The following is a 14,936-nucleotide window of genomic DNA, read 5'->3' as shown; positions in this document are numbered from 1 at the left end:
GCCTCTCCCTTTGGGAGAAGACCGCACTGCCTCACCAATGCCGTAAGGCAAGGAAGAAGATGCTTGAGGAGTCACCAATTTTTTCTACAATAATATTATCACTAAATGCATATTGTGATAAAATAAAAACCAAGGAGGTGATACTGAGTGCTACACAAAGCCATACAAGTTCGCTTATACCCATCAAAAGAGCAAGAAATACTACTAGCGCAGACATTTGGTTGTTCTCGCTGGTGGTGGAACTATGCCTTGAATAAGTCAATTGAAACCTACAAAGAAACAGGGAAGGCACTTGGACGCTCGGCACTCAATGCACTTCTTCCAGACCTTAAAAAAGCAGAAGATAGTTGTTGGTTAGCTGATTGTTATAGCCAAGTTTTGCAAGCTACAACACTCAACCTAACCACTGCATATAAAAACTTTTTTGAGGGTAGAGCGAGGTTTCCCCGATTCAAGTCTAAGCACGGAAAACAGTCTATTCAGTATCCTCAAAACGTCAAAATTGTAGAGGATAGCGTTAAACTTCCCGGTAAGATCGGGGTAGTCAAAGCCAAAATACATAGACTCTTTGAAGGCAAAATCAAGACTGTCACTGTTAGCAAAACTCCATCAGGAAAGTATTTTGCATCTATCTTGACTGAGGTAGAAGGAGATAGCCCAACTACTACAGAAGGCAAGATTTATGGCGTTGATTTAGGATTGAAACACTTTGCTGTTGTTACAGACGGTGAAAAGGTTTCTAAATACGATAATCCTAAACATATAGCCAAGCATGAAAAAAACCTGAAACGTAAACAGCAAAAACTAGCACGTAAACAAAAGGGGAGTAATTCAAGAAATAAGTATAGAAAAGTTGTTGCTAAAGTGTACGAACAAGTTAGTAATTCACGGCAAGATTTTCTACACAAACTTAGTTACAAGTTGGTCAGCGATAGCCAAGCTGTCATAGCAGAGAATCTTCATATCAAAGGTATGGTTCGTAATCACAATTTGGCAAAAGCAATATCTGATTGTGGATGGGGAATGTTTACCAACTTTTTAGCCTACAAGCTAGAACGCAAAGGTGGGAAGTTGGTTGAGATTGATAGGTGGTTCCCTAGTTCCAAAATCTGCTCAAATTGTTTCCATCAGTTAGGTGAAATGCCGTTGGAAGTGAGAGATTGGATTTGTCCTCACTGTGGTATTCATCATGACAGAGATGGAAATGCGGCTATCAATATTAGAGCAGAAGGTATCAGAATGCTAAAGGCGGAAGGTTCAGCCGTCTCTGCTGTAGGAGGGGAGGTAAGACCAAAGATGGGACGAAAGTCTCACCTGCGGCACTCGCCATTGAGTACAGAAGCCCACACCGTACCCGATAGGGTCGGTGCTGGGTAGTTCACCCAGATAGAATAAACTAGTAGGAGCGCGCAGATGGCCATTGGTGTAAACTTAAGCCAAAACCCTTTTCAAACCTCGTTTCCAGCCAGAGGCTGGAAATGCTACTTCTGGCGGCAGAGCCGCGAGGAGAGGGAGGCGGAGCCTCAATGAGGGGCATTCCCAGTCTCCGACTGGGAACGAGATAACGAGATAATCTGCTAAAAGCTTTTTCTAGAGTAGCTTTAACCTGAAGTCACCCCTATGAGAAAATTTGGAAGTTTACAATTGATTTATGCAAATTATTTATTGGCTATTAGTTGCTGTAATGGTTGTGGGTATTATTGGTGCTGTAGTTCCAGCCATTCCCGGTAGCAGCTTAATTTTAATTGCAATTATCATCTGGGGAATCGTTAGTAGTTCCTTTGCAGCTATCAAGATTCCACTAATTGTGACAATTATAGTTTTACTGCTCAGTGTCGGAGTAGATTTTTTAGCTAGCTATGTGGGAGCAAAACAAGCTGGGGCTAGCAAGTGGGGGCAAATTGGCGCAATTGTTGGTTTGGTGGTCGGATTTTTGGGATTATTGCCAACTTTACCTTTTGGGGGCCCACTGTTAGGAATTTTACTAGGCCCGCTTTTGGGAGCAATTATTGGTGAGTATCTTTACCGACGTGAATTCGGGTTGGCGGTTAAAGCAGGTATAGGAATTGTAGTCGGGTCTTTGGTTGGAAATTTGATTCAAGGGTTGTTAGCGATCGCCGCAGTTGTAGTTTTTGTGGTGACAACCTGGCCACAGGTATTTGGCTCTTAGGATTTGAAAAATCTGACAGATTTGAGAACAGTGGTAATAGCTAGCAATTAGCTATTTATTACAGACATTCAATTTGATAACCAAGACTATCCATAGTAAACAAATACAGCGGTTCCTCCCATTTATTCTATGAGAGGAACCGTTTCACTAAATATTAGTAAGTAGAAAGATTATAGATCAATACGGTTCAGATAAGCTTTTTTTCTCCCCCTGCATCCCCTGCTCCCCCTGCCTGCCTCAACGGATAAATTTCCTTGACTGAACCGTATTGGATTATAGATACCCCAGTCCCCAGTCCCCAGTCCCGAGCGGCGTTCCTCCCGCCACCAACCTTCAGTATGTATGGTGGGGGACTCCTCGTCACAACTTGCTAAGTATAAAGAATGGCTTTAATTTCTAGTATTACGTAAGCAATTTTTCTTGAAGTCGGAGCTACTGCCAATAATTTAAACCTTAGAGAGTAAGAGATATACGAAGCGCAGATATGTAAGAAATTAAAACTTTATGAAGACGTTTTACTAGTTGAAGATGTGATGAAGACCACTCAGTAAATATTGCAGGTTCCAAATCTATGTGATTTTATGGAGATAAGAAATACATCACACAAGTTTCGCTTTCACTGACAGTATTTTAAATAGATTACTGATAGTAAAAGTTAAGCAATCAATTTCTCTGTTCCATATTATTGTTAGGACTATCAAACGCTGATGATTAGTTTAAAATCTAAATTAGTAAACGCGACTCTGGCTGCTACTTTTGCAATCCCTTTGGCTACTGCTGGGATGTTTACATCTGCTGGTTCTGCTCAAGCGGCTATTATTGGAAGTGCCTCTTTCGACGGAAATTTGATATTTCAGAATAAAACACAGGACACTCCAACCACTGAAGTACTCAAATTTGATAATCCAGCAGATGTATCGTTTGCAGATGGTATATTTAGTGGTGTGACTGAGGTTATGGTAGGTAACACCGACCCTTACAGCTTAATATTAAATCAACTTTCAGTCCTAAGCTCTACACCTGGAAACGCATCAGCTTTGTACAAAGTTGATATGAGTTCAGTAGTTGATCCGTTCCTTACTTTTGATAATGGGATCAAGTTTAAGGCAACTAGTATATCTAATATTACTAGGAGAAGGCAAGAAACTACTCCTGGGTCGTATACTACCAGTATAGATACCTTTTCAGTTTTAGGAACCTTCTATAATGGTGTAAATGCTGTAGGCGATGGCTCGATTAATGCACTTCAGAAGAACACAAATAATGCTCGTCCTGGGCGCTATGAGTTTCAAATAGATGCTATCTCAAAATCCGTTCCTGAGCCAACAACAATACTAGGCTTAGGTGCAGTAGGTGCAGTCGTGGCTATGTCTCGCCGTCGCAAAACTCTGGCTAATTAATGAAAAATATCCAGCAGAGAAATTGCTGAGAAAAAAGGTGGTAGAACAATTGTAAAGACTACCACCTTGTACAAAATCTATCCAATTATATCGGTTTTCAATGAAGTGTTATAGGCTTTGGTTCGTAGTAATTTAGCGATTACTGCGAACCTTTAATTATTTCCAAGAAAAACTTTATTGAAAACGACTTTTCCAGTTTTGGTAATTCTATGGAAAAGTCAGGTTAACTATTCCTAGAAAGACGAACTCAGGCTGACTGCAAAAAATTTTTAGCTTCGCTTGCGATCGCATCTACTTCATCATTAGCCAGAATTTCTAATATAGATTTGGCTTCTGGATTACCCAAACGAATCAAAGCTTGTACAAGTCTGTAACGAATTTGCCAATCTGGATTGCTAGCATAGGGAGCCAACAGAGGAACTGCTTGTACATCTCCCAAGTCACCCAAAGAACTAATAGCAGCAGTTTGAACTAATTCGTTTTCTGATGAAAGTGCCTCTTTGAGTAGTTCAAAAGCTCGCGGATCGCCCAACTCTCCCAATGTAGCAATAATACTGAATTGTATTAGCCATTCATCGGTTGTATGATAAAGCTGCTGTAAATCTTCAAAAGCTTCATGTAACTTCAGAGCGCCCAAACAGTCTGCTGCTGCTGCTTGTACATCTACTTCGGAGTCATGAAGCAAGCGATCGCGCAAGATATCCAAGGATAACTGTAAATCTTGGGTTCCGAGTGTATCCATTTGACTCACCGCTGAGTAACGGACACGGGAATTGCGATCGCCAATCGCACTTTGAATTAATTCAAAGCCAACCGCAGGTTCTAATTGGCGGATTTGATTTACAGCACGTAAGCGATCGCCTAAATCCTCAGAACTGAGCAATTGCTTAACAGACTCCGGAGTAATACTCATTTAGTTATCCTTGATTTTCAAATGTATAAAAAAGACAGACGCGATTAATCGCGTCTCTACTTTTGGCTTTTGTACAGACGCGATTAATCGCGTCTCTATTATTGACTAATCTTGACTAGCAGCCATTGCGCGAATAATATCACCACGAGTGAGAATACCAATTACTAAACCTGTGCCGTCAAGTACTGGTAAGCGGTGAACGCTGCGATCGTGCATGATTGTAGCTGCTTCTTTTAAAGTTTTATCAGGGGAAATAGCGATCGGGTTTTTACTCATCACCTCCCCGACGGTTTGCCCTAAAGCCTTGTGCAAATCACGGTCATACGTAGCAGGATTTTTTAAATAGATAACACTATCAAGAAACATAATGTACGCAGGTGGAGTAACACCAGTTTCTTGCCACATCAAATCGGTTTCCGAGATAATGCCTACCATTTTACCGAGATCATCCACAACAGGTAGTCCGCTGATATGGCGTTCTGCGAGAATTTGGATAGCTTCCTTGAGTGGAGTTTCCTCCCGGACAACAATAGGATCGCGGCTCATTACATCGGCAACGGTTTTAGGCATTTATTTGCTGACACCTTAAATCAAAGTCCCTGCGCCTATTGTAGAAAATTGCGGGACTCAACCTGATGCAATTAATAGATTGTTACGGGATTAGTCATTAGAAATTGGGCATTGGGCATTGGGAATGGGGCATTGGTTATTCTTTCTCCCCCTGCTCCCCTGTTCCTCTGCTGCATCTGCTTCTTTCCTAGTCTCCAGTCGCTTTTAATGCAGCAATAATTTGAGTATTTGCTTTCGGAAAAGTAAACTGCTCCAGTTCTTCCAAAGTTACCCAGCGAATTTCATCGGATTCTAAAGGTTGGGGAACACCTGTAAGATGGCGGCAGTGATGTACTGTGAGAGTAACGCGTAAGTTTGTATAGCTGTGGTCAATAGTAATCAGATGCTCTCCCACTTCAATTACTATTCCCAGTTCTTCGGAAATTTCCCTTTTAATACACTCTTGGATGGTTTCACCAGGCTCTATTTTACCACCAGGAAATTCCCATAAACCACCCATCGCTCCTTCTGGACGACGGCGGTCAATTAAAATTTGCTTTTGGTCATTCCAAATTACTGCAACACCAATGATTTTATGGGGTGGGAAAGAACTGGTTTCACTCATAATTGAATGGGGAGTAGGGAAAGAATTCTTGAATTTAGACTTTTGACTAATAACAAAACTCGGCAGACTAGTTGTAACTCTGCCGAGTTTAGATTTATTTATTGCAAAGGTCATCTAGCACTGTTCGTTTATCTACAAATGTGCATTAATTATTTATAAATACGCCTTTAATATCGTGTTCGGTTAAAAACTTATTATTAAAACCGCAGAAGGTTAGAGGAGAGGAATTTTTATACTTTCTGCATAGGTTCAGAAATTATAACTAACTAGCCGAACAGCATATAACTCATTGAATTAATCAAAAAATTACAAGAGTTCACAGAGAAGCGAAATCAAAGACTCCGCATTCCTCTGCGTTTAAATTTCAACCTGAATTCGTCACTATTTTGAATATTTTAAAAAAATCTAGCTGATTTGGGAATTAGGGGCAAAGATTTCGCAGAGACTTATTTTCAATTCGTATCGCCGTAACTATAACTAGCTATCAACCTAACAATATTGATTGGATTTCCCAAATATTACATTTCTAGTCAATTTCGCTGTTGTCGGTTTCAGATCCTTGTAGGGCCATTTCAAAATTCATTCTCTGTTCAGCGTTACGCAAGAAATAACCACTAATCATGGCAGAAGCAAGAAGCCTACCCAGATTTTCTCGATTTGTGGTTACAGTAACACCAAAGTGTTCTGAAGGTAGATTACCTAATAGTCCTGTAATATTCCGTTCCATCACCTGAAAGACTTCGGCAGACGTGGGTTTGGATAGCTGGGTAACTGTCTCTGGACTCAAGGATTTAACGTACTGCCAGAGTAAATCGTTAGTTTCTGATTCGCTATTAAAAAATTCTGAGACACGATTGGATGGGTTACTCATTTTTTAGCTCCTTAACTACCACTATTAGCTGCGGTGCTTGTGATTTGAATATTAAATGTCTGTTTTGGATTTGACTTAGTTATTTTGTCTTCCTGTCAACTAATGTAACAGCCTAGCGTCAGAGTGGGAGTAGGTGTAACCGTACCAAAGTCAGCGTATTTTCTCACCCCATTAAATAAGTAAGGAGTGGGGAGTTAATTAAAAACTCATCACTCCTTACTCCTAACTTGCCAAATATTCATCCATATTGGCTTTAGACTTGCGAAGTTTGCTTAAGGCTTCCCGTTCAATTTGTCGGACTCGTTCTCGACTGATGTTCAATATTTCACCAATTCTAGCCAGAGTTAGAGCTTGCCCATCAGTTAAGCCAAAGCGCAGTGTGATTACTTCCCTCTGTTGTGGTGTGAGATCGCCCATTAAGCGATCTAAATCATAAGATAGGGAAGATTGCATAACAAACTCTTCGGGAGAAGCCCCTGGATCTTCCAGCATTTCTCCGAGTTCGGTGTCGTAGTTATCACCCAGCCGCAAATCCAAAGAAAGAGGCAAACGCGCCTTTTCTAAATATTCTCGTACTTGTTTGGGCGTCAATTCTAATTCTTGAGCTAGCTCCCCAGCCGTCGGAGCGCGTCCCAACTTTTGAGACAAGTGGCGCTGTGCCTTTTTAATCTTATTTAATTTTTCGGTGATATGGATTGGCAACCGAATGGTACGAGCTTTTTCAGCTATAGCACGAGTAATAGCTTGCCGAATCCACCAATAGGCATAAGTAGAAAATCTGTACCCTTTGGTGGGGTCAAACTTTTCTACGCCCCGTTGCATACCAATACTACCTTCTTGGATCAAGTCCAGTAAATCGACGTTGCGCTTGATGTATTTTTTGGCAACGGAGACTACCAGCCGCAAATTGGCTTCTACCATTTTGCGCTTGGCAATTTCACCATCTGCGATCGCTTCATTCAACTCTGCTGGTTCTAGGTTTGTTACTTTGGCCCACTCTTCTAGAGTCGGTTGATGACCTAGCTGGGTGGCAAGAGATTCTCTTGATTCGTGCAAAGCGCAGGAACGTTGCACCTGTTTACCATAGAAAATCTCTTCCTCGTGGGTTAAGAGTGGCACACGGCCAATCTCACGCAGGTAAGTCCGCACGAGGTCTGTGGCTGTCTGAGCGGTCTTCATGGCGCTACTCTTTGGTAATGATGGGTTTGGCGGTAGGGTCATTAAGGGATAGATGCTTTTTTATTTATTAGGGTGCTACCCAGTCAGACTGGGAACCCATACTATGGTTTGCAACTTACGGTTTGCAATTTACGCGCCTGAGAAACTCGGCTGCTCATAATAATCAAATTTAGGCTTCTTAACTGCTAAAACTACAGTTATTTCCTACTTTTCACAAGTATCTACAGTTAGATAAAAGGTTGCTTTTTAAACATTTTTTATGGAAGTCCTATTAACAATTGTAACATTTATGAGAATATTTTGGCTAGATGGCGACATGAAATTTCCTAGTTTTTCCAGTTCATGCAATGTTGCCCTCTATCTTAAGGCTGACTAGAAGTCAATTTAAAAAATAATCTGGTTCAAATAATTTTCCTCATATTTGTTAAAGTATCTCAATGAGAACTATATTCATTCTCTTCTAACAATTGTTTAATTTTTTTTGGGCATGGGGCATGGGGCATGGAGCATAGGGCATGGGGCATTGGTAAAAGACAAGGAAGAGGGGGGAGACAAGGAAGAAACTTGTTTAATAATTCTCCTTTGTCCCCCTTGTCCTCCCCACTCCCCACTCCCCACTCCCCACTCCCCACTCCCCACTCCCCACTCCCCACTCCCTAGTCCCTCGCGATCGCGCAGTACTCTTGGATAGTTTTTACATCCAAAGTCGTATTTTGTAAGGAACGGATGGCGGCGACGGTAGCTTTTGCACCGGCGATGGTAGTAATGATGGGAATTTTGTAAGCTAAGGCTGTGCGGCGGATTAACCTAGCATCAGTCTGGGCTTCTTCCCCTGATGGTGTGTTGATAATAAGTTGGATTTTCTGGTTTTTGATCGCATCAAGGACGTGGGGACGACCTTCATGGAGTTTTAAGACTAATTCAATATTTAACCCCTGTTCCAGAAGAACTTGGCGTGTACCAAGGGTAGCCATCACTGTAAAGCCCAAATCGATAAATTCCTTGACCACACCACTTGTAGCAGCTTTATCGCGATCGCTCATTGATACAAATACAGTTCCCGTTAACGGTAAACGCTCCCCAGCACCCATCTCCGCTTTGGCAAAGGCACGGCCAAAGTCGCTGTCAATCCCCATCACCTCACCAGTGGATCTCATTTCTGGGCCCAATATTGTATCAGTTCCTGGGAATTTATTAAAGGGTAATACTGCTTCTTTTACAGCAATATGTGTGGGAATGACTTCCTCTGTAAAATGTAGCTCCTCTAAGGTTTTGCCCGACATAATTAAGGATGCTAGTTTCGCTAACTGTACGCCCGTAGCTTTAGATACAAATGGCACTGTGCGAGAAGCGCGGGGATTGGCTTCTAGAATGTAAACTTGGGGAGAATAACTGCTTGCACCGACAACAGCAAATTGAATATTCATCAACCCTACGACTGACAACGCTTGTGCTAGCTGTATCGTCCAAGTGCGAATCTGATTGAGAACTGCTGGTGATAGGGAAATGGAAGGTAAAGAGCAAGCGGAATCTCCTGAGTGAATCCCTGCTTGTTCGATGTGTTCCATGATGCCACCAATCACCACCCTTCCTGTATGATCGGCGATCGCATCGACATCGACTTCAATCGCGTTTTCCAAAAACTTATCAATCAAAATTGGATGTTCTGGTTCTACTAGCACCGCAAAGGTCATGTAGCGTTCTAACTCAGCATCGGAATAAACGATTTCCATCGCCCGTCCCCCTAACACATAGCTGGGACGCACTACCACTGGATAGCCAATGCGTTTAGCAACAATCAGCGCATCTTCGTAACTCCGCGCAATACCATTAGGCGGTTGGGCAATATTCAACTGTTGGAGAATCTTTTCAAACCGCTCCCGGTTTTCTGCCATGTCGATGGAATCTGGCGATGTACCCCAAATTTGAGTGCTGAGTCCTGTTAGTGGTAGCGGGGCGTTTAGCCCGTCCTGAGTGCTGAGAAATTGCTGGAGTGGGATAGCCAACTTCAGCGGGGTTTGTCCGCCAAACTGGATAATCACCCCAACTGGATTTTCAGTTTCGATAATATTAAGGACATCTTCTTTTGTTAAAGGCTCAAAGTAAAGGCGATCGCTGGTATCGTAGTCTGTGGAAACTGTCTCTGGGTTAGAGTTGACCATAATCGTCTCATACCCTGCATCCTTCAAGGCATAGGCGGCGTGACAACAACAATAATCAAACTCGATTCCCTGCCCAATCCGGTTGGGGCCACCACCCAAAATTAATACTTTTGGTTTGGTTGCTGGCAAAACCTCTGTTTCTTCTTCGTAGCTAGAATAGTAGTAGGGAGTAAATGCTTCAAACTCAGCAGCGCAGGTATCCACTGTTTTGTAAACTGGGATGATTCCTAGTGACTTGCGGTAGGCGCGAACTTCATCTTCAGTGGTTTTGGTAGCATAAGCAATCTGGCGATCGCTATATCCATCCCGCTTCACTTCATAAAGTTGCTCTTTTGTCAATTGCTGCAAAGGTGTCCGCTTGAGGAATTTCTCGACATCTAGCAGTTGCTGAAATTTATCTAGGAACCACGGGTCAATACCAGTCAGTTCGTAGATTTCCTCAGCACTAATTCCTAGTTGCAAGGCATGGCGCACGGAGAAAATGCGATCGGGGTTAGGTGTCCGTAGTTGGGCGCGAATTTGTTCGCCACTGGGTAATTTCTCCGCTTTGTCGCAACCCCAACCAGCGCGTCCGGTTTCGAGCGATCGCAGTGCCTTTTGGAAGGATTCGTTGAATGTGCGCCCAATTGCCATCGCTTCCCCCACAGACTTCATTTGAGTTGTCAGCACTGGTTCTGAGCCGGGGAATTTTTCAAAGGCGAAGCGAGGAATTTTTGTTACCACATAGTCAATTGTCGGCTCAAAGGATGCCGGAGTTTTCTTGGTGATATCATTTTTAATTTCATCCAAGGTGTAGCCCACAGCCAATTTTGCGGCCATTTTGGCGATCGGGAAACCCGTGGCTTTGGAAGATAAAGCTGAACTGCGGGAAACGCGCGGGTTCATCTCAATTACAACTACATCCCCATTAACCGGATTGACAGCAAATTGAATATTAGAACCGCCAGTTTCCACACCAATCTCGCGGATGATTTTAATTGCCATATCCCGCAGCCTTTGATATTCTTTATCAGTGAGGGTTTGCGCGGGAGCCACGGTAATCGAATCGCCAGTGTGGATGCCCATAGGATCAAGGTTTTCGATGGAACAGATAATCACTACGTTATCTGCCAAGTCACGCATCACTTCGAGTTCGTATTCTTTCCAGCCAAGTAAAGACTGGTCAATAAGAATTTGCGAAACAGGACTAGCATCTATACCCACCTGTGCCATTTCTTCAAATTCTTCTTGGTTGTAGGCAATACCGCCGCCACTTCCACCCATTGTGAAAGCTGGACGAATAATTAGGGGATAAGTACCAATTTGGCGGGCAACAGCTTTGGCTTCTTCTAAAGATTCGGCTGTATCGCTAGGACAAACAGCTACCCCAATCCTTGCCATTGCTTCACCAAACAGCTTTCGATCTTCGGCTTTTTCGATCGCTGGGAGTTTAGCGCCGATTAACTCAACGCCGTACTTTTCCAACACTCCATTTTTGGCTAAAGCAACGGCGAGATTGAGGGCGGTTTGTCCTCCCATTGTTGGTAGTAGAGCATCGGGGCGTTCTTTTTCGATGACTTTTTCGACCAATTCTGGAGTTAGCGGCTCAATGTAAGTGCGATCGGCCGTTTCCGGGTCGGTCATAATCGTTGCAGGGTTGGAGTTGACCAAAACCACTTCATAGCCTTCTTCTCGGAGTGCTTTGCAGGCTTGAGTGCCAGAGTAGTCAAACTCACAGGCTTGTCCGATCACAATTGGACCAGAACCTAACAGTAGAATCTTCTGGAGGTCGTCACGGCGGGGCATAGTCGTTGCCTTGGAATAGGAGAATACAAATCCTGATCATTTTAAGGGTCTTTACCCCCTGTGGTGCTTTTTATTATTAATGTTTTCTAAGTTTGATGACAGGAAGGAGTGGGGAGCAGGGGAGCAAGGGAGCAAAGGAGCAAGGGAGCAGGGGGGCAGGGGAGAATAGAATAATTAATAACAAATGCCTAATGCCCAATGCCCAATGATTATTTTGTATTTCTAATTTTATTTAATTATCATGCTCAAATTTCTAAAGCTTTTGCGAATCTTTATTATTTAATATCATGAAGGTTGCAATAAATGATGATTTATTTTTGTTTGTTTGTATATATCTGTCTGCTTATTTATCCACAAATAGATTACTTAGATAAAAATTTATCTAAACTAGCTAATTGCTAAATATTTTCAACGTTAAATATTATATAAATATGTTTACTTAGATTAAAAATGGCAGAGAAATAGGGACACCATTCTCTGCCATTTTTTATAATATTTTAATAGTTGGTGCTGCCAACTTTTTCTTTCAGTCTAGCTAGACAAATCTAGATTATGAAAATTTTAGCTTTGAGCAGCTTGGACAAACCCTAAAGTTAAGCTGTCTTTGGCGAGGAAGTGAGATAAATGATACGCACGTTCCTCAGTTTTCAACAAAATCTTTTCGTATAGATAACGTGTGCCCCGATCGCCTAAACTCTCTGCCTGAGCAGCTTGACGGCGAATTACGCCAATGATTGCTTGTTCGGCAGCTAGGTCATTTTCCACCATTTGGCGAGAGGAATATACGCCTTCAGATTCTTGCTCAAAACAGGTTAATTCTGCTAATTTGCTGAAGGTAGCTACTGGTACGCCACCCAGTCCATCCAAACGTTCTCCAATTTCATGAACGTGGTCTTGTACTTCGTTGTAGCTTTCGTTAAAAAACTCATGCAGAGAGTAAAATTCTGAGCCTTCAACTACAAAATGATGTTTTTGGTACTGCAAGTACAGTGCCTGGAAACTAGCTAATACAACGTTAAATCCTTCTGTAACTGGAGCAGTTACGCTGTGATCCAGCAACACCGGATTGTCATATACATGACCAAAATTCCGTAACAAAGTTTGCGTTTCAGACATTGTTCTCCTCGCTATTTAGCAATTATAGATTTTAACTGCTTATTCTTTACATATTAACATTTTCACAATCAGAGCAAGCCAATTTGCCATCACAAGATTTTGTATTTTTGTTTACTAAAAGTCTTAAGTTTATTGTTTACTGGATTATGGCATGCTCATCAAGTTGTGTATATTTCTCATTACTGTTGACATGATAAGTTAAGTGTGCGTATATCCCGAAGGGAGTGAGGGGAGATGGAAAAGTAAATGCCTCCTTACCCTGATACTGCTCGTCATCCTCCTAATCTCCCTCATAGGATGATTGCAAGAATTTTATTTTTTTTCTAAAATTAATGAGAATTCTTTGCACTTAAGGTATGCTGGTTTTAAGAGGTTAGACTACTAAGACTTTCAAAAAGCAGGGAGTTAAATGGCGGTAGTTACTGCAAGTTTGTTGCACTTTGAGGGCAATTCTCTTGAAATCGTATAGTTCAGAAATAGAAATAAACCACCTTGTAGAGGTGAATTGGGTAGACCGCTGGCAAGTGTATCAACGCTTAGAGGAGTTAGATATTCCCTGTAGTTGTGCGGCTAACCAGCCATTAAAAGTTGAAATTAGCAATCCAACTGCGGCTGTTCAACTTTGGAGTGTAATACGACGATTTACAGCCTCTCGTCAAGACCAAATTTGGACTCTTGAGTGTTGCTGGAAAAGTCGCTATCAACAGTTCTAATTTTTAGCTAATGCTGAGAATATCTCGCTTGACAGCTTGTATTAATTAAAAGGAGGTTAAAAATGGGTGGATCTCACAATATGGAAGTATCAGAATTTTGCCTTGAGGGCAGATTTATAGATTTTGTTATTAAAGATGGCTATAAGCTAAAAGGTTTATTGCTGGGTACTCATGAGGGTGAATGCTACGTTAAACTCGCTAAACATTTACGGGCTGCTTTTGACTTGCGGCTACCAGCAGGTACTTGGCTACAAGTTGTTGGTTATAAAGAATACGATATAAAAAAAGACAAAGTTACACTGAAAGCTGAACGTGTGATGGCGGCGCGTTCTGAAATAGCAACAATTCAAACTATCGCAGCACCACAAAAACCCCAATCTATTGATAACGTCAAGGTAAAACCAGCTAAGACTAAGGCCACGATTTTGGTGTGTCAAAAGTCTGATTGTATGAAACGCGGTGGTAAAGCAGTTTGTCAAGCGTTGGAGGCGGCTTTAAGCGATCGCGGTTTAGAAGACCAAGTTACAATTAAGGGCACTGGTTGTATGAAGAACTGTAAAGCTGGCCCGAACCTAGTTATGCCAGATAAAACACGCCATAGTCGAATTCAAGCTGCACAAGTTCCCGCCTTGATGAATCAGCATTTTGGCGACAAAAATTTAGAAGCACAGCCTGAAAATTTAAGGGAAGTAGCGATATCTAATGGCAAACTTTGGGGAAGTAGTTCATAAAATCTTGACATTTTAGTGAGAAAGTTTAATAATATCTTCTCAAGTGTGTTCCGTTAAGACTCGACTCGGCCGTAAGCTTTGCTAAAAGTTAGCAATAAAATCAAAAAACTGGCTTTAATTAAGGCCAGTTTTTTGAATGAAGAGGATTTTTATTAAGCAATTTTTAACTGGGATGCTCCCATAATTTGAAAAAATTCAAGGGAATGTGATTGATTGATGAATACGTAGACGCACTGAGGCTTGGTGTTAGACATCGCTTACAGTGGAAGCGTCAATCATCAATGATTTAAAAACAAATGCCACATAACCTTCAGTGGATATACATCGTTTTTTTCCCATTTAGCACGATAGTCATGATTTTTCTATTCCGTCATGACTGGAATCGCCTCGCTAAACTCTACCGCACCCAAGAAGCGCCGCCACACTACACTTCTACTGAATGAGAAGCGGTTCTGTGGGTTTGATGTACTACAAAGGAACTTTAAATATTGGTACAAATCCTCAAGGGATTTATTTGAGTATTTTCCCTTTGTTTAGCTTTGGGCTTACGCCGTTGTTGATTCCCTGGAGTGCCATTAGGAAAATTGAACCTGCTAACCAACTTTTTATTCAGCGTTTTCGTTTGTATCTTGGTTCCCCAAAAATCACCCTGGTTTTAAGCAAAGATATTTTGGAACCAGCTAAAGAATTTTTAGCCACACAGGGATTTGAGTGGATTTAGA

General features: G+C 41.8%; 14 protein-coding genes. 7 read left to right on the top strand and 7 right to left on the bottom strand.

What is annotated here, in order from left to right:
* Window positions 1-147: 147 nt before the first annotated feature.
* The 3 genes from RMY63_RS26460 (at window position 148) to RMY63_RS26450 (ending at window position 3,570) form a co-directional block, all read left to right on the top strand.
* Entirely contained in the window at window positions 148-1,377 is a 1,230-nt protein-coding gene (locus tag RMY63_RS26460) for an RNA-guided endonuclease TnpB family protein (protein ID WP_322731548.1), read from the top strand.
* A 274-nt stretch (window positions 1,378-1,651) separates the two neighbouring features.
* Complete coding sequence (locus RMY63_RS26455; protein WP_292748077.1) at window positions 1,652-2,170, top strand: DUF456 domain-containing protein; 519 nt, start codon at window positions 1,652-1,654, stop codon at window positions 2,168-2,170.
* 707 nt (window positions 2,171-2,877) lie between these two features.
* Window positions 2,878-3,570: a PEP-CTERM sorting domain-containing protein gene (locus RMY63_RS26450; protein WP_322731547.1), complete on the top strand. Its 693-nt coding sequence runs from the start codon at window positions 2,878-2,880 to the stop codon at window positions 3,568-3,570.
* A gap of 247 nt (window positions 3,571-3,817) precedes the next feature.
* Here the strand turns inward: RMY63_RS26450 and nblB are convergent, their stop codons facing one another.
* The 7 genes from nblB to RMY63_RS26415 form a co-directional block, all read right to left on the bottom strand.
* Window positions 3,818-4,483, bottom strand: coding sequence for a phycobilisome degradation protein NblB (gene nblB, locus RMY63_RS26445; protein WP_322731546.1), 666 nt, complete (start codon window positions 4,481-4,483; stop codon window positions 3,818-3,820).
* 105 nt (window positions 4,484-4,588) lie between these two features.
* Complete coding sequence (locus RMY63_RS26440) at window positions 4,589-5,053, bottom strand: CBS domain-containing protein (RefSeq protein WP_322731545.1); 465 nt, start codon at window positions 5,051-5,053, stop codon at window positions 4,589-4,591.
* A 187-nt stretch (window positions 5,054-5,240) separates the two neighbouring features.
* Window positions 5,241-5,657, bottom strand: coding sequence for an 8-oxo-dGTP diphosphatase MutT (mutT, locus tag RMY63_RS26435; protein ID WP_322731544.1), 417 nt, complete (start codon window positions 5,655-5,657; stop codon window positions 5,241-5,243).
* Window positions 5,658-6,183: 526 nt separating this feature from the next.
* On the bottom strand, window positions 6,184-6,528 hold the full coding sequence (locus RMY63_RS26430; protein ID WP_099102117.1) for a DUF760 domain-containing protein: 345 nt from the start codon (window positions 6,526-6,528) through the stop codon (window positions 6,184-6,186).
* A gap of 222 nt (window positions 6,529-6,750) precedes the next feature.
* Entirely contained in the window at window positions 6,751-7,707 is a 957-nt protein-coding gene (locus RMY63_RS26425; protein ID WP_322731543.1) for an RNA polymerase sigma factor, RpoD/SigA family, read from the bottom strand.
* Window positions 7,708-8,363: 656 nt separating this feature from the next.
* Complete coding sequence (gene carB, locus RMY63_RS26420; protein WP_322731542.1) at window positions 8,364-11,654, bottom strand: carbamoyl-phosphate synthase large subunit; 3,291 nt, start codon at window positions 11,652-11,654, stop codon at window positions 8,364-8,366.
* Window positions 11,655-12,215: 561 nt separating this feature from the next.
* Window positions 12,216-12,770: a Dps family protein gene (locus RMY63_RS26415; RefSeq protein WP_322731541.1), complete on the bottom strand. Its 555-nt coding sequence runs from the start codon at window positions 12,768-12,770 to the stop codon at window positions 12,216-12,218.
* A gap of 455 nt (window positions 12,771-13,225) precedes the next feature.
* Between RMY63_RS26415 and RMY63_RS26410 the strand changes: the two genes are divergently transcribed.
* The 4 genes from RMY63_RS26410 (at window position 13,226) to RMY63_RS26395 (ending at window position 14,935) form a co-directional block, all read left to right on the top strand.
* Window positions 13,226-13,483, top strand: a complete 258-nt coding sequence (locus tag RMY63_RS26410) for an Asr1405/Asl0597 family protein (RefSeq protein WP_322731540.1) — start codon at window positions 13,226-13,228, stop codon at window positions 13,481-13,483.
* A gap of 62 nt (window positions 13,484-13,545) precedes the next feature.
* Window positions 13,546-14,214: a (2Fe-2S) ferredoxin domain-containing protein gene (locus RMY63_RS26405; RefSeq protein WP_322731539.1), complete on the top strand. Its 669-nt coding sequence runs from the start codon at window positions 13,546-13,548 to the stop codon at window positions 14,212-14,214.
* A gap of 296 nt (window positions 14,215-14,510) precedes the next feature.
* Window positions 14,511-14,657 (top strand): hypothetical protein, encoded by a 147-nt coding sequence (locus RMY63_RS26400; protein WP_322731538.1) that lies wholly within the window; start codon window positions 14,511-14,513, stop codon window positions 14,655-14,657.
* Entirely contained in the window at window positions 14,654-14,935 is a 282-nt protein-coding gene (locus RMY63_RS26395; RefSeq protein ID WP_322731537.1) for a hypothetical protein, read from the top strand. The genes RMY63_RS26400 and RMY63_RS26395 overlap by 4 nt, the downstream gene beginning before the upstream one ends.
* Window position 14,936 lies beyond the last annotated feature (1 nt).

It is taken from the genome of Nostoc sp. ChiQUE01b (assembly GCF_034531255.1).
Taxonomy (GTDB): domain Bacteria; phylum Cyanobacteriota; class Cyanobacteriia; order Cyanobacteriales; family Nostocaceae; genus Nostoc.
The sequence above is the reverse complement of the archived record's forward strand: the minus strand, read 5'-3'. Positions and strand labels throughout refer to the sequence as shown.